Source organism: Sphaerisporangium dianthi, from assembly GCF_042654065.1.
Lineage (GTDB): Bacteria > Actinomycetota > Actinomycetes > Streptosporangiales > Streptosporangiaceae > Sphaerisporangium > Sphaerisporangium dianthi.
Genome location: NZ_JBHSFP010000001.1, coordinates 179,973 through 196,438 on the forward strand (window position 1 = coordinate 179,973; position 16,466 = coordinate 196,438).

Annotated in this window: 9 protein-coding genes; 4 read left to right on the top strand and 5 right to left on the bottom strand. The window is 72.6% G+C overall.

Annotation, left to right across the window (positions count from 1 at the left end):
• Positions 1-12: 12 nt before the first annotated feature.
• From ACFO60_RS00790 to ACFO60_RS00805, 4 genes are all read right to left on the bottom strand, one after another.
• The gene (locus ACFO60_RS00790) at positions 13-4,191 is read right to left on the bottom strand and encodes a LamG-like jellyroll fold domain-containing protein (RefSeq protein ID WP_380836419.1); all 4,179 of its coding nucleotides are present in this window, start codon (positions 4,189-4,191) and stop codon (positions 13-15) included.
• A 322-nt stretch (positions 4,192-4,513) separates the two neighbouring features.
• Entirely contained in the window at positions 4,514-5,302 is a 789-nt protein-coding gene (locus ACFO60_RS00795; protein WP_380835684.1) for an SAM-dependent methyltransferase, read from the bottom strand.
• Between the two features lie 172 nt (positions 5,303-5,474).
• On the bottom strand, positions 5,475-6,290 hold the full coding sequence (gene ppk2, locus ACFO60_RS00800) for a polyphosphate kinase 2 (RefSeq protein WP_380835685.1): 816 nt from the start codon (positions 6,288-6,290) through the stop codon (positions 5,475-5,477).
• 75 nt (positions 6,291-6,365) lie between these two features.
• Complete coding sequence (locus ACFO60_RS00805; RefSeq protein ID WP_380835687.1) at positions 6,366-7,145, bottom strand: ABC transporter permease; 780 nt, start codon at positions 7,143-7,145, stop codon at positions 6,366-6,368.
• A 374-nt stretch (positions 7,146-7,519) separates the two neighbouring features.
• Here ACFO60_RS00805 and ACFO60_RS00810 point away from each other — a divergent pair, with 374 nt between their 5' ends.
• The 4 genes from ACFO60_RS00810 to ACFO60_RS00825 all read left to right on the top strand — a co-directional run bounded on the left by ACFO60_RS00810 (position 7,520) and on the right by ACFO60_RS00825 (position 14,400).
• Positions 7,520-11,599 (top strand): Pls/PosA family non-ribosomal peptide synthetase, encoded by a 4,080-nt coding sequence (locus ACFO60_RS00810; RefSeq protein ID WP_380835689.1) that lies wholly within the window; start codon positions 7,520-7,522, stop codon positions 11,597-11,599.
• A gap of 20 nt (positions 11,600-11,619) precedes the next feature.
• Positions 11,620-12,969 (top strand): M1 family metallopeptidase, encoded by a 1,350-nt coding sequence (locus ACFO60_RS00815; protein WP_380835691.1) that lies wholly within the window; start codon positions 11,620-11,622, stop codon positions 12,967-12,969.
• A gap of 156 nt (positions 12,970-13,125) precedes the next feature.
• The gene (locus ACFO60_RS00820; protein WP_380835693.1) at positions 13,126-13,938 is read left to right on the top strand and encodes a hypothetical protein; all 813 of its coding nucleotides are present in this window, start codon (positions 13,126-13,128) and stop codon (positions 13,936-13,938) included.
• A 135-nt stretch (positions 13,939-14,073) separates the two neighbouring features.
• Entirely contained in the window at positions 14,074-14,400 is a 327-nt protein-coding gene (locus ACFO60_RS00825; RefSeq protein ID WP_380835695.1) for a hypothetical protein, read from the top strand.
• On the opposite strand, the gene ACFO60_RS00830 is transcribed toward ACFO60_RS00825, so the two are convergent.
• Entirely contained in the window at positions 14,390-16,402 is a 2,013-nt protein-coding gene (locus ACFO60_RS00830) for a hypothetical protein (protein ID WP_380835696.1), read from the bottom strand. The two genes, ACFO60_RS00825 and ACFO60_RS00830, sit on opposite strands and share 11 nt — an antisense overlap.
• Positions 16,403-16,466: the final 64 nt, after the last annotated feature.

Sequence of the window (16,466 nt, forward strand, 5' to 3'; positions counted from 1 at the left end):
CATCCTCCACGGCTAGAGCTCGTCGATCTCAGTGGGGTTGGCGAGGTAGGCGACCTCTTCCTCGGTGGCCGCGCCGCGCAGAACCCAGACGTCGTCCAGTTGGCCGCGCCAGTTCTGGCCCGCGGGGTAGGCGCCGCCTTTCCTGGCCCGGCCCAATTGCACGGAAGTGATGGGGGCGAACACCCGGGTGTCCTCGCGGTAGGACACCGTCGGCGCCTCTGCCGCGGCCTCCACGACCCCGTTGACGTACAGCACGACACGGCTGTTGAAGCCGTCGTAGACGACCGCCAGGTGGTCCCAGTCGCCGAAACCGCCATGGTGGAAGCTGGAGTGCTCCACCGTCGCGGTGGTCGCGCCCGTTCCGTCCACGCTGGGCACGTCCAGCACGTAGCGGCCCTTGGCGGCGTCGTAGCGCACCACCACGGCGCTGTTGGTGGTGCCGGCGAGACCGAGCACGGTCATCGACCTAGTGGGGGTGCCCGCCGTCTGCGCCCACGCGGAGACGGTGAAGCTCTCGGCGCTGTCGACCACGGCGCCCGCCGCCGAGGCGTAGTCGCCGTCCCCTCCGGGGAGGTCCAGCGCGCCGGCCACCTGGCCGTCGGGCGGGGTCACGACGCTCAGCCCGGCATCGGTCGTGATCTTCGCCGCGCCTGCCAGCGCGACCGGGTGCTTCACCGCGACCGGCGCGGAGTCGGGGCTCGTCTCAGGGGTGCCCGCCGCGGTGTTGAGCCGCCATCGCCCGGCGATATCGGACTTGACGGCGAACAGCTCCTGCGCCTCCTCGACGGAGACGACGCGGTCGTAGACCCGCACATCGTCGATCGCGCCCGGCCAGTAGTCGACGGCGGCGCCGTTCCACTTGGACCCGCCGATCCGCAGGCCGCCTCCGGCCTGCCACACCGCCGGAAGGTCGGCGGTCCCGCTCTCGACCCCGTTGACGTAGATCCGCAGCTTCTTGGCTATGACGTCGTGGACCCCGACCAGATGCGTCCACTGGTCGAACGTGACGGTGGAGGCGGAGTAGGCGGTGGCGGTCGTCGGGCTCGCGACGTCGGCCGCCGTCCGCATGAACCCCCACTTCTTGGTGCCGGCCCGGTACTTCAGGTAGAAGCCGCTCTGGGTGCCGCCGTCCTGGCTGACCACGGTGACGTCCTTGCCGGAAGCGGCGGCGGGCAGCTTCACCCAGGCCGCGACCGCGAAGTTTCCGGTCGTGTTCAGCACCGGGTCGGCGGTGGCGGCGTATCCGGTGGTGCCGTTGAGCTGGACGGCGGTGCCGATCTGCCCCGGGACCCCGAGGGTCGCACCACCCTGCACGGCGGCGGTGACGGGGTCGCCGCCGTCGCCGTAAACCCGCTCGTTGCCCGCCGGCTCCTCCATCCGCCAGTGCGCCGTCAGCTTCCGGCCTTCGGGCGTGGAACCCGCTGCCAGGCTCGCCGCGTCGTCGTCGGACACGGACGCGGCGAACACCTTGATCTCGTCGACGTCGCCCGGCCAGAAGTCGCCGTACCCACCGTCGTACAGGCTGCGCCCGATCTGGAAGGCACCTCTGGCGTTGAGCACGGCGGCGACGGAGGTCTCGGCCGCCCGGGCGCCGTTCACGTAGAGCCGGATCTTCTTGGCGGCCGCGTCGTACACCCCGCTCAGATGGGTCCAGACGTTCAGCTCCGAGGGCATGGGCGCGATCGCGACGGCCACGGGACCGCTTCCGCCGGTCACGTCGTTCGCCGGCGTCTTGAACACCCAGGAGCCGCCGGCGTCCACCCCGAGCTGGAAGCCGCTCTGCACGACCGCGTCCTGGGCCAGGACGTTGTAGTAGCCGTCGTTCTTGCGAAGCCGCACCCACGCCGAGACAGTGAAGCTCTGGTCGGTGCGCACCACGGAGAGGTCTGTGGCGGCGTAGCCGCCGGGGACGCCGGTGAGGCTCAGGCCGCTGCCGACCTTGCCCTCCGCGCCCAGGGTGGCTCCTGCGCCGGACCGGGCCGCGATGCCCGGGATCTGCGCCGTGAGCGAGGTGGAGCCCGCGGGCTCGTCCAGCTTCCAGCGCGCCTTCTCCGGCGCGCCCTCGCTCACCCAGAACCGGTAGCCGCCGACCGAGAAGTTCCCCGCCGCGTCCCACACGGTGACATATAGGGTGTTGACGCCTGCCTGGGTCGGCACCACCCTGACCGTCTGCGGATTCGCCGTCCTGTCGGCCGCCGACGCGGGTGCGGGAGTGGTGTTGAGCGCGTAGGCGAACCTGGTCACCTCGGGGTCGAAGGTGACCGCGAACGAGCCGTAGCGGCCCACGCCGTCGCGCGCGGTCACGTCCGGATCGTCGGGGTTCAGGGCGGGGTACTCAGGTGAGTCGACCACCGGGGTGCGGGGGGCGGTGGGGTCGTACCTCAGATAGCAGGCGGTCGCGTCACCCGCCCAGCTCCACGGGCTCCACGCCGCGCCATCGTAGACACGCACCTGGTAGTTGAAGTCGGTGTTCACCGGGAACAGGCCCGCCGGCACCTGGACCGAGAACGACGAGCGGTGCGACCCCTTGGCCGACTGCTTCTTCGGGGTGGTGGTGTGCCACTGGTGGACGGCGCCGGAGCCGTCCTTCCAGTCCACAGCGAACTCGGCGCTGAGTTTCTCCCCCTCGGCACCGCTGTTGTCCGGGTCGGTGAGATTGTCGGCGTACAGCATCGGCAGCCGGTTCACCGGCGTGCTGTGGCCGTAAGCGGGGCACGGGCCGCCGGGGCTGGAGTGCAGTTGCTTCATCTTCGGCTGCGGCGGAACGGAGTTGTAGTACACGCGCAGAATCGCGTCGCCGTCGAACCGCTTCCAGCCGTACTCGTCGCCCTCGTGGGCCGCCTTCAGACCGAACGTCGTGTTGGCCCAGCCCTTCTTGGCCGCGTCCTTGACGGCCGACTCCACATTGAAGAGCACATCGCCGGCAGGGCAGTCGCTGGAGTGACCCTTGGCGACATCCCTGTAAGTGAGATAGTCCGCCCAGTTGTCCGAGGTCGAATTCCAGGTCGAGGTCTTGCCGAATCCGGTGGTGCGGTAGATGTGCACCGACCGCCCATTGCAGGACGGCGCCCACGTCTCCTTGACGGAGAACTCCGCGGAGATGATCTGCTTGCCGATGAAACGGCTGGTCGGCATGCGGTAGAACAGCCGCTTGACGTGGGAGCCGCCGCAGTAGGCGCCCGCCGGGGGCAGGCTGATGGGGCACCGCCCCATGCCCTCTCCCTCGAAGTTGTAGTCCTCCCAGCCGCCACTGGAGACCATCAGGTTGGCCGACTCGCCGGGGGCGTACCACACGGGGTCGATGTAGAGGGGGAAACTCACGTCGGGAGAGGTGAGCAGCCGCCGGTCCGGCTCGAGCATCATCCGCCCGGATGCGGTGCCCGTCTTCATCACCGCGACACGCGAGGCGTCGCCCGGCGCCGCCGCCGACGCCCTGCGCAGCCCGCCGTCCGCGAGCAGGGCCGACCTGGCCTGCGCACCGGCCGGCTCGCGGGAGTCCCACATCTTCGGCGGCGGCGCCCGGAACACCTCCGCGCCCGTCACCGGGTCGACGGCCGACTGGTTTCCCCGCTCGTCCTGCGCCAGCCGCAGGCCGGGCGCCGACAGACCGAACTGCAGCCGGGCCAGCCTGGGGTCACGTGCCGCGTCCGGCGTCTTCACCACCAGCACGTGCGAGGCGCCCTCGGCGGTGGCCCGGACCCGCAGGTCGACGTCCGGCCCGAGCACGCCCCGGTACACCGCGGTGTCACCCTCCAGGTCGGGGGCGGGGAGGCCGCCCGGCCACGACAGCGACATCCGGCGGCCCGCGCGTGTCATCGACAGCATGGGGTCGCCGCCGCCGCCGGACAGCCGCAGGTCCACTGTGGTGGCCGCCGGCCGGATCGACCCGTCGGGCTCCCTCCGCAGGGTGGTGTCGATGCCGACCCACTTGCCGTCCTTCACGGTCCGTACCGGCCGCAGGTGCTCTACCGCGACGAATCCGCCGCCAGGCTGGGCGTGCACCTCACGCGTCTCTCCCCGCAGGCCGAGCACTTCCACCGGCCGCCCGGACTCACGGGCCGCGCCCGCCGCGTCCGCCTCGGTCACCCGGGGCTCCGGGTCCCCCGCCCGCACGCCCGCGACCTGCGCGACCTGGCTGGGGACGGCGCCCCAGGAGGGGATCGTCTGGTGCGGCAACGCCACCGCCGCCATCACTGACACAGCCGTCAGGGTCCAACGAGTCTTCACACCGCGCTCCCACCGGCTCCACGTCGAGGTCGGCCGGCAGACTCCTTCTGACGACCGGACTCAACAGTGACCACCACCGGTAGACGGCGCGTTCAGATCTTGTAGATGCCGCGTTGACCCCGAGGCCCCGCGTGGCCCGTGGTGCGTGGGTGGGTGCGTGAGTGCGTGGTGCGCGGTCCGCCCGGTCTCTCCCTCCTGACGGCGACCCGGCACGGCATCTTTCGGCGTCCTCGGCGTGACGTTCGCCGCGCTGGTCGATCCGGCCCGCCGGGCGAGAGCGGCCGGGTCAGCGCTTGTGGGCCACGCCGCAGTAGGCGGGCAGGTCGTCCTCGCGGTGCAGCGGGGTGCCTGGCCGCCAGTCATCGAGGCGCGTCACGCCCGGCTCCACGAGGTCCAAGCCGTCGAAGAACGTCTCGATCTCGTCGTAGGACCGCAGGACGGCCGGAGAGCTGGCCCTGTCGTACACCGACGTGCCGGGCATCAGCCGCCGATCGGCCTCGGCGTGCGACAGGACCAGGACCGAACCCGGGACCAGGGCGTCCATCAGGGTGCGGACGATGCCGCGCGGATCTTCCTCGTCCCTGATGAAGTGGAGCACGAAGACGAGCAGCACGGCCATGGGCCGGTCGAAGTCGAGGTGCTCGCGGATTGTCGCGTCGCCGACGATCTCGTGGGGCCGGCGCAGGTCGCCGGCGACCATGACGGTCTGGTCGTCGGTGGCGAGCAGCGCCTGACCGTGGGACAGGACGATCGGCTCCTGGTCGACGTAGGCGACGCGCGCGCCGGGGACGGCGCGCTGCGCCACCTCGTGCACGTTCTCCTGCGTGGGAAGCCCAGAGCCGATGTCGAGGAACTGGTCGATGCCCGCCTCGCCCGCGGCGTACTCGACGGCGCGCCGCAGGAAACGGCGGTTGGCGACGGCGAGTTCGCGGGTGCGCGGAAAGACGCCGATCACCCGCTCGGCCGCCTCGCGATCGGAGGCGTAATTGTCCTTGCCACCCAAGTAATAATCGTACATTCGCCCCACATTGGGCGTTACCGGATCAAAGCTTGGGCTCAACGGCTCGGGATTCATGCCACTCCGTCACGGGTCGATATCAAAGGCCGCTCAACCGCAGTGTGTCACCACACGCGTGATTGGAGGCCCGACGTTAACAGCCGTCGACCCTGCTCTCAACGGCGAACGGACATCCTGTGGACGACGACTCTCAAGCACCTCTCACGAAGCACCTCTCACGAAGGACCGCTCACGCGCGCTGCTTCAGGGTGGCCGCTTGGTCGGGGACGCGGTTGCGCTCGTTGCGCGGCAGCCGCCGGTATCCGGTGGACGGCGGGCGCGGCGGCAGGCTGAGCGGCGGACGCCGCACCTCGTAGTAGGAGATGGTCGACAGCAGGTGGGCGATCATGTTGATCCGGGCGCTGCGCTTGTCCTCGCTCTCCACCTCGTACCACGGCGCCTCGATGCTGTCGGTGTGGACGATCATCTCGTCCTTGGCGCGCGAGTAGTCCTCCCAGCGGGTGATCGACTCCATGTCCATCGGCGAGAGCTTCCAGCGCCGCATCGGGTCCTCAAGGCGAGACAGGAAGCGGCGTTCCTGCTCGGCGTCGCTGACCGAGAACCAGTACTTGCGCAGCAGGATGCCGTCCTCCACCAGCAGCCGCTCGAAGACCGGGCACTGGCGCAAAAAGCGGGTGTACTCCTCAGGAGTGCAGAAACCCATCACGTGCTCAACCCCGGCCCGGTTGTACCAGCTGCGGTCGAACAGCACGATCTCCCCGGCGGCGGGCAGGTGTTCGACGTAGCGCTGGAAGTACCACTGGCCGCGCTGCCGCTCGCTGGGCGCGGGAAGGGCCGCGATGCGCGCGACCCGGGGGTTGAGGAACTCGGTGACCCGCTTGATCGTGCTTCCCTTGCCCGCGGCGTCCCTGCCCTCGAAGACGATCACCAGCCGGGCGCCCTCGACCTTGACCCACTCTTGGAGCTTCACCAGTTCGGCCTGCAGCCGGTACAACTCGGCCTCGTACACCTCACGGCTCAGCCGCCGGTTCTTCTTGCCGCCCACCGCGACCACCTCCCTGCACCATCGAGTAGATCACGGCCCCCGTCCCGGACGCGTGTACCGGTCGCCGGGCCCGGTTCAGACGTCTCTGCGGCGCAGGAGCAGGGTGCCCGCGACGAGCGGCAGCACGACGTACGCGAGCATCACGGCCACCGCCCCGGCCGGGGACAGCAGCGACCCGTACACCGAATGGGCGTCGGGCTGCCCGGCGATCTGGCGCGGCAGGCCCGGCAGCATGACCGAGCCGAGCCGCTCACTCCACGGTGCGGGCAGGTTGCCCACCACCATCGGGCCCACGTACAACAGCCCCACCAGGATGACGATCGCCCCCGCCGTAGACCGCAGGATCGTCGCCAGTCCCAGCCCGACCAGGGCGAAGGCCACCACCGACAGGCCGGTGAGGGCCAGGACGGGCATCCTGTCGGCGACGGGGGTCAGGTAGGCGCCGCTGAACCTGCCGCCGATCACCGAGCGGCTGACGAAGTACGTCGCGAACACGACCAGCGGCCCGGTGATCGCGGCGAGCCCGGCGAGGATCGCGGCCTTGGCCGCGAGGACCGGCCAGCGCCGGGGCACCGCCATCAGGCTCGTCGCGATCGTCCCGGTGGCGTACTCGGAGGTGATCGCCAGCACGCCGAGTATCCCCAGGCACAGCTGCGGGAACATCACGATCACCTCCTCGATGTTGGAGATCGAGCCTCCCGTCCGCCGTTCGGGCGGGGCGCCGTCGAACGCGGCCGCCGCCGACCAGGCGATCGCCGCGCCGAGCAGGATGCCGCCCACGGCGACGCCGAGGGTGTAGTAGGTGGAGCGGACCGATCGGAGCTTGTGCCACTCCGCGGCCAGGACATCGGTCATCGGGTTCCTTCCGAGGGCGTCGACGGGGACGCCTCGACGCTCTCGCGGCCCGGGCGGGGCGCGCATCGGCCCGGCGTCGCAACTCCACCGCCCCGCGTCGGACCGCAGGATGTCGTCCTCTGGGTTGAGCCACCGCCAGGGAGCTCCCGGGGAGCATTCGAGGGGGCGTCCGAGGGTGTGCCCGGAGTCGTCCACCAGGTGGACGGGAATAGGCGGCGGGGCGCCGGGAGTTAAGATCGGGCGAAGTCCATGGCGTCAGTCGGGCCGGTTCGGAGCCGAAGAGCCGCAGAAGGATGATCCGCGAGAACCGCTGATCCCCCGACGCCCCTGACGAAGACCCGGGCGAGCTGTCCGGGCATTCAGCAGGAGCCTTTTTGCGCACCTCACCGGTGGAAACCGAGCAGGATCCGGCCGTTTCCCCTACGCCGCGCGAGCCCGCCATCGCGGGGAAGACCCCGGTACCGGCCCTCCCGCCCGCGACGCCGGAGCCCGCCGTCGCGGAGAAGGCCTCCGCACCGGCCCCGTCGCCCGCGACGCCGGAGCCCGCGGCCGCGGAGAAGGGCGCGCCGCCGGCTCTGTTCCTCGCCGGGCCGGACGCCCCGTCGCCGCGGACGCTGGTCGACATCCTCGCCGAGACGACGCGCCGTCACCCCCGCAGCCCCGCGCTCGACGACGGCCGTGCCCTCCTGGACTACCAGAGCCTGAGCGCCGAGGTCGAGAGCCTGGCGCGGGCGCTGCGGGAGGCAGGGGTGCGCGCCGGCGACCGCGTGGGCGTCCGGGTGCCCTCGGGCACCGCCGACCTCTACGTCGCGATCCTCGCGGTGCTCTCGGCCGGCGCCGCCTACGTCCCCGTCGACGCCGACGATCCCGCCGAACGAGCCGGCCTGGTCTTCACCGAGGCGGGCGTTCACGTGGTCGTCGGCGAAGGCCGCGCCATCACCCGGCGCGGCGGGGCGGGCGCCGTCACGCCGCACGGCGAAGCGGGCCCCGGCGCCGGGGAGCGGGAGCGCCCAGGGCTGGAGGACGACGCCTGGATCATCTTCACCTCCGGGTCGACCGGGAAGCCGAAGGGCGTGGCGGTGACGCACCGCAGCGCGGCGGCGTTCGTCGACGCCGAGGCGCGCCTGTTCCTCGCGGACGAGCCGATCGGCCCCGGCGACCGGGTCCTCGCGGGCCTGTCGGTGGCGTTCGACGCCTCGTGCGAGGAGATGTGGCTGGCCTGGCGGCACGGCGCCTGCCTGGTGCCCGCGCCCCGGGCGCTCGTGCGCACCGGCATGGATCTCGGCCCCTGGCTGGCCGACAAGGGCGTCACGATCGTCTCGACGGTGCCGACCCTGGCCTCCCTGTGGCCGGTCGAGACCCTCGACGACGTGCGCCTGCTGATCTTCGGCGGGGAGGCGTGCCCGCCTGAGCTGGCCGAACGGCTCGCCGTGCCGGGACGTGAGGTGTGGAACACCTACGGCCCGACCGAGGCCACCGTGGTCGCGTGCGCCGCCCCGCTGACCGGGCAGGGGAAGGTGCGCATCGGCCTGCCGCTCGCCGGCTGGGACCTCGCCGTGGTGAACGAGGCCGGCGAGCCCGTCTCCATGGGCGAGACCGGCCAGCTCGTGATCGGCGGGGCCGGCCTGGCCCGCTACCTGGACGCCGGCAAGGACGCCGAGAAGTACGCCCCGCTGCCCTCCCTCGGCTGGGAGCGCGCCTACCGCAGCGGCGACCTGGTGACGGCCGAGCCGCAGGGCCTGGTCTTCGTCGGGCGGGCGGACGAGCAGGTCAAGCTCGGCGGCCGGCGCATCGAACTGGGAGAGGTCGACGCCGCGCTCCGGTCCCTCGCGGGCGTCCTCGGCGCGGCCGCCGCGGTCCGCGCGACCGGTTCGGGGCACCAGCTTCTCGTCGGCTACGTGGTCCCGGGCGAGGACTTCGACCCGGAGGCCGCCCGCGAACGGCTGGCGGAGGCGCTGCCGGCCGCGCTCGTCCCGCGCATCGCGCTCGTCGGCGATCTGCCGACGCGCACCTCCGGCAAGATCGACCGCGACGCCCTCCCGTGGCCGCTGCCCGCCGGCGCGTCCTCGGACGCGACGTCCACCGGCGCGGCGGCCGAGCTGACGGACGCCGAGCAGTGGCTCGCGGAACGATGGGCCGACATCATCGGCGTGGGCGCCGTCGACCGCGACGCCGACTTCTTCGTCCTCGGCGGCACGAGCCTCGCCGCCGCCCGGCTGGTCTCCGAGCTGCGCACCCGCTACCCGGCGGCGGCGGTCGGCGACGTGTACGGGCATCCCACGCTTGGCGGGCTCGCGGCCCGCCTGTCCGCGCTGGCCGCCCCGGAGGTCACGGCCGCCCAGCGCGCCGTGGCGCCGCTGCCGCGCCGTTCGGCCGTGGCGCAGGCGGCGCTGATGGCGCCGCTGCTCACCGTGGGCGGCATGCGCTGGATCGTCGGCCTGGCCACGCTGAACAACGTCGTGTCACTCCCCTGGGCCCCGCACGTCTCCTGGTGGTGGGTGCTGGCGGGCTGGCTGCTGTTCGTCTCGCCCTGGGGGCGCATCGGCGTCGCCGCGGCGGTCGCCCGCGTCCTGCTGCGGGGCCTCGCGCCCGGCGCCTACCCGCGCGGCGGCGGCACCCACCTGCGGCTGTGGTTCGCCGAGCAGTTCGCCGTCCAGATCGGGGTGGGCCAGCTGTCCGGCGCGCCGTGGATCGCCCGGTACGCGCGGGCGCTCGGCGCGCAGATCGGCGAGGGCACCGACCTGCACACGCTCCCCCCGGTGACCGGGATGCTCAAGGTGGGCAGGAACGCCGCGATCGAGCCCGAGGTCGACCTGCACGGGTACTGGCTGGACGGCGACCTGCTGCGCGTCGGCGAGATCCGCGTCGGCGCCGCCGCCACGATCGGCGCGCGCGCCACCCTGCTGCCCGGCGCGCGCATCGGCAAGAACGCGCAGGTGGCGCCGGGCGCCGTGGTCCAGGGCGCCGTCCCGTCCGGCGAACGCTGGGCGGGAGCGCCGGCCACCCGTCAGGGCAAGGCCCGCCGGTTCGCCCCGTCGGAACGGCCGCCGCGCTCGCGGCGCTGGGAGGCGATGTACGGCCTGTCCGCGATGTTCCTGAGCCTGATCCCGGTCGTGGCCGCGCTGTGCGGCCTGATCGTGCTGGACGCCTTCATGCGCGGCGCCGCCACGCTCGGCGAGGCGCTGCCCGCCGCGCTCTCCGGCGTCGCGCCGGCCACGGTGACCTCGCTCGCGGCGTTCGCGCTGATCGTCGTGGCGTGCGTGCGGCTGCTCGGCGTCGGGCTGCGCCCGGGACGGCACCCGGTGCACAGCCGCCAGGCGTGGCAGGCGTGGGCGACCGGCCGTCTCATGGCGGCGGCCCGCGTCTGGCTGTTCCCCCTGTACGCCAGCATCCTGACCCCGGCCTGGCTGCGCGCCCTCGGCATGAAGGTCGGCCGGGACGTCGAGCTGTCCACGGTGCTGGCCCTGCCCACGATGACCACCGTCGGCGACGGCGCCTTCCTCGCCGACGACACGATGGTCGCCCCGTACGAGCTGGTCAACGGCAGCCTGCGGGTCGACCAGGTGCGCATCGGCAAGCGCGCCTTCCTCGGCAACTCCGGCATGACCGCCCCCGGGCGCAAGGTGCCCAAGGACGGCCTGGTCGGCGTGCTGTCGGCCACGCCCAAGAAGGCCAAGGCGGGGTCGTCCTATCTCGGCATGCCCCCGGTCGAGCTGCGCAGGACCGCCGAGTCGGGCGACCGGAGCCGCACCTACGACCCTCCGCGCCGGCTGAAGGCCGCGCGGGCCTTCGTGGAGATCTGCCGCGTCGTCCCGGCGATGTGCACGGTCGCGCTCGCCGTCCTGGTCGCGGCGACGCTGGAGTTCCTCGCGTCCTCCTACGGCTTCCCGGTTGCGGCGGCGCTGGTGGGGCTCGTCCTCGCAGGCGCCGGCATCGTGGCCGCCGCGATCACCACCGTGGCCAAGTGGGCGCTGGTGGGCAGGATCGCCGCGGGCAACCGCCCCCTGTGGAGCTCGTTCGTGTGGCGCAACGAGCTCGCGGACAACTTCGTCGAGGTGCTCGCCGCGCCGTGGTTCGCCGAAGGGTGGCTCGGCACGGCTCCGCTCAACCTTTGGCTGCGGTCGCTCGGCGCGCGCGTGGGCCGCGGGGTCTGGTGCGACACCTACTGGCTCCCCGAGGCCGACCTGGTCGAGGTGGGCGACGGCGCCAGCGTCAACCGCGGCTGCGTGCTGCAGACCCACCTGTTCCACGATCGCGTGATGAGCATCGATAGGGTCGTGCTGCGGAACGGGGCGACGCTCGGGCCGCACGGGGTGGTCCTGCCGTCGGCGACGATCGGGCAGGACACGACGATCGGACCGGCGTCCCTGGTGATGCGCGGCGAGACCGTGCCCGCGCGCACCCGCTGGTTCGGCAACCCGATCACGCCGTGGTCCGCGCACCCGCCGAAATGATCCGGAAGGCCTGACAGAACGTGAGCGTGGCACCTGGCATCTCCCGTCACCCCTACTTTCCGGAACGGGGCAACGAGGGGTACTGGGTCGAGCACTACGAGCTGTCCCTGGACTACCGCGTGGGCGCCAACCGGCTGCGCGCGGCGGCCGTGATCTCGGCGTTCGCGAGCCGGCCCAGGTCTCTTGACACCTTCAGCCTGGACCTTTCGTCCGCGCTGCGGGTCTCGGGGGTGCTGGTCGACGGCGAGCCCGCCCGCTTCGCGCACCGCGGCGACAAGTTGCGCGTCACCCCGGCCCGCGCCCTGCAGGAGGGCACGCTGTTCGCCGTCGAGGTCCGGTACGGGGGCAACCCGCGTCCCCTGCCGAGCCGCTGGGGCGGGCTCGGCTGGGAGCAACTGACCGACGGCGTCATCGTCGCGAGCCAGCCGACCGGCGCGCCGTCGTGGTTCCCGTGCAACGACGACCCGTCCGGCAAGTCGACCTACCGCATCACGGTCACGACCGGGTCGGCGTACGAGGTGGTGGCCAGCGGCCGCCTGGCCGGCCGGCGCCGCGCCGCGTCCACCACCACCTGGGTGTACGAGCAGGCGGAGCCTACGGCGACGTACCTGGCGAGCGTGCAGGTCGGGCGGTACCAGAGCGTGGAGGTGCAGGGTCCGGTGCCTCAGCGGCTGGTCTTCCCCTCCCGGCTCGGGGCGCGGGTCCTCACGGACTTCGGCCGCCAGGAGCAGATGATCGACCTGTTCACCGGCATGTTCGGCCCCTATCCCTTCGCCTCCTACACCGTGGTGGTGACCGGCGACGAGCTGGAGATCCCGGTCGAGGCGCAGGCGATGTCGATCTTCGGGAGCAATCATGTGGACGGGCGGCGCGGCGAGGAGCGCCTCGTCGCCCACGAGCTGGCCCACCAGTGGTTCGGCAACAGCCTGACGCTGGAGAACTGGCGCGAGATCTGGCTGCACGAGGGCTTCGCGGCGTACGCCGAATGGCTGTGGTCGGAGGCGTCGGGCGACGAGACGGCCGACGCGCTCGCCGATCGCTGGCACCGCAGGCTGGCGGCGCTCCCCCAGGACTTCCTGCTGGCCGACCCCGGGCCGCGCCGGCTGTTCGACGACCGCGTCTACAAGCGCGGCGCCCTGGCTCTGCACGCCCTGAGGCGCGCGCTCGGCGACGAGCCGTTCTTCTCGCTTCTGCGCGAGTGGACGGGCACCTACCAGCACGGCGCCGTCACCACCGAGAAGTTCACCCGCATGGCGGCCCGCTTCTCCGCCACGGCGCTGGACGGGCTGTTCTCGCGATGGCTGTACACCGAACGGCTTCCCCCCGTCCCCGCCCACCGCACCGGCGACGGCGGCGGCCCCCAGCGCTGACGCGGCCGCATCCCCCGTCCTCGACCGCGCGGCGCCCGTCCAAGCCCGCCCTCTACCGCGCGCCATCTTCGCCTTGTACGCCCACGCCTACCGGAATGCGCGGATTTGTCATAAAAAGTGGGATGTCGGCCGGGTTGTCAATCTAAGATCGAACCCATGTCAGAGACCGAGGTGAGCTCGCTCTCCAAGTCGACGGAGTCCCACTTATTGGAGCCCATACCGCTCAGGCGAGGGCAGCGTCTCGGCGCCTCGGTGATCGGCATGGTCTTGACGGGCGCGGGCCTGGCCTCCGTGTTCCTCAGCGAGAACCAGATCGGAAGCGGGGTGCTGCTGCACACGGGGGCGGCGTTCCTGCTGATCGCGGTCAGCGGGATGCCCATCCTCGGGGCGAAGTTCCAGGACTTCGAGGTGCGCATGGCCTGGCACTGGCGCAGGTCGGCCGCGGCCCTGGCCTCCCGCCTGCCCAGCGACGAGGCGCGCCGGCTGTTCTCGATCATCGACGCGTCCGCTCCCGCGGCGTACCCCGACTCCATGCTGACGCTGATCGACTCGCTGCTCTTCGAGGCGCGCGTGCGGGACGCGGTGATCGCCGCTCTCAAGGACGGCGAACGCATCGAGGTGCACCCCGAGGCCGACATCGGGGAACCACTGGCCGAGTTGATCTCCGAGCGGGACGACGTGCGCATCGGCGTCTACGCCATGTTCGCCCCGACCGAGAACGGCACGCTCGCCGAGGACTTCACCACCCGGTTCGTCCGCCAGGTCCCGCGCTCAGGGTGCGACGCCCTGATCATGATCACCTGTGTCCCGGACAAAGAGGACCTCGCCAAGCTGGCCGCCAGGATCGAGAAGGAGACCGGGACACCCGTGGCCGTCGAACAATGGGAGCCGGCCGGCACGGCCCGGCCGCTGCGCGTCGCCATCGAGCACCTGGCGGCGGCCACGAAGGCGACAAGCCCGGACGGCTGATCCCCACCGCCCCGGACCCGCCGCACGGCGTGACGACGTGCCGGCGGACGGCGCGGCGTGCTCTGAGACTCATGTGAGACTTCACCGCCGGCGCGCGTTGTTACGTTCGGGGCACAGACCACGAAGGAGGTCACCGTGTCCATCGTCCGAGGGATCAGCAACGGTGCGGCCGCCGCCCTGATCGGCGCCGCAGGCATCGTCGCGCTGACGGCATCACCGGCGCACGCCGCCGTCGACCCGGCGAGCTGCACGTACAGTTTCAACCTCTCCATCCCGCAGGTCGCGGCCACGTGCATCGACCCGACCCCCACCCGGTGGTATCTGCGGGCCCGGTGCGACACCTTCCGCGGCACCTTCGTCTACGTCAACGGCACTCTGGTGTACGGCCCCGGAACGGGCACGTCTCTGGCGCGCTGCCCCTCCCGCACCGAACTCGGCGACTACACCCTGGTCAACTTGTAGCGGCCGCACGCCGGACGGCCTCGGCGAGGCGGCGGACGCCGTGGTCCAGGCGCCGGAAGTAGGTCGCCCGGCTCAGATGCAGGCGGTGGGCGACCATCTCGTGCCCGATGCCCCCGCGAAGGTGGTACAGGCGCAGTATCTCGGCGGCCTCCCTGTCCACCGGTGAGTCCGAGGACGCCAGCGACTCGACCTGCCGCCGGACGAAGGCCACGATCGCCTCGGCCGAACCCAGCCCCGGCAGCGTGGCCAGCGGGCTCGCGGCCAGCTCGCGCGGGTCGCCCAGACGGCTCAGGGCGACGCGGACGGCGTCCTCCAGGGCGTCGTCCGCGGCCGGGACGGCGCCCTGTTCGAGCCGGCGCAGCCACCCGAGCAGGTTGCGCGGGGTGAACGTGCGCGAGAAGACGCCGCTCTTGCGACCGCAGCCGAACAGGTCGTCGCGGGTCTCCCCCACGTGACCGAGGCCCAGGCGCGCCGACAGGCGCTGGTACGGCGGCCACGACGTGGAGACCACCACCCTGCCGCTCGCCATGGCGGTGCCCAGAATGTGCCGGAGCATGGCGGCTTGTGCCGCCGGACGGCGCCGAGCGGCGACCATCATGCCGAGGACGACGCCGTCGCGGCCGTCGTCCCGATCCGAGGCGGCCAGGGACGTCGCGTGCTGCTGGAGCAGCGCCTCCAGCACCGGCGCCGTCCCCGCGCCGATGCGCGTCAGGTTCGCCATGCACAACGGCCGGTCGTCGCCGTCGACGACGAGGTCGAACCGGCTCGCGGGGGCCGACATCCACAGGTCGAGCATCCGGTCGGCGCGGCGCCGGTCCAGCGTCTCCATGTCGGCCCACTGGCGGGTCAGCCGGACGATGTCGTCCTCGTCCGCCGCCGTCGCCGCCCTGACGCGCAACAGGCCCGGCACCGCCGGGAAGAAGGTCTCGCGGACCTGAGGATGGGCGGACACGCGCAGGACCTGGTCCGCCAGCCTGGCGCGCAGGACGGGGTCGCCGGTGCCCGCGATCTGACGCCGGCGGTACGCCGCCCCCTTCGCGAGCAGCCTCCGCGACGTGACCGGATGCCGCCAGCGGTAGGCCAGCTCGAAGATCGTGCGGAAGGGTTCGACCACGACCAGCCCGTGCGCGTCCGGCCGGACGACGCTCATCGCGCTGAGCCGGTCGAACTCGGCGGGCGTCCCGTGGACGAGCGCGGCCAGCAGGTCCGCGTCCGCGCCGCCCACGGCCGCCACGACCGGCAACACACCGGACAGCGCGCCGGACGGCGCGCCGGGCAGCGGGCCGGGCAGCGGGCCGGACGATGGGTCGGGTGGGTCGGGTCGCAGGTGGAACGGCAGCTCGGGTCGCAGGTCGGGCGGCGGGTCGGCGGTTTCGACCGCGAGCCTTCTGAGCAGTTCTCTCGCGGCGGCGTCGGCGAGCCCTCCCAGCACGTCGCCCTCCGTCCCCGCCGCGATCCCGGCGAGCCCTCCGGGCGCGTCGCCCTCCGCCCCCGCCCCGGCGGCGAGCGCGCGCAGGAGGAGGTCGGCGATGAGCGGGATGCCGCCGGACAGATCGGCCACCAGGTCCAGCCTGGCCGGGTCGCGCAGGCCCCGCGACCGTGCCAGGGCTCGCACCGCCGCCCGGCTCCACGGGCCGAGCCGCACCGTCTCGACCGGCCGGTCGGACCAGCCGGGCCGTGACTCCAGCGGCCTGCGCCCGACGACCAGGACGCACGTGCCCGGCGCCGCGCCCGCGACCAGCTCACGGACGGCGTCGGCGTGCGCGTCGTGGTCGACGCCGTCGACCACCAAAGGGCCGTCCGCCGGACGGAACCCGGCCGCCGGCCCGGACGCCGGCCCGGCGGCCGGACGCACCACGGTGCCGGCGGCGAGCGCCGACGCCAGCCGGCTCTTCCCCACGCCGACCGGGCCGCAGAGGTTGACGACGATGACCGGTCCGCCGGGGCGGGCGCTGCGCGTCAGAACGCCCAGCCGCAGGCGCGCGTCGGTGTAGGCGAGCACCGGAGAACCGTAACAACCACGGCATCACCGAGGAATCGCCGCGAGCCACGACCTTTGTCGCCTT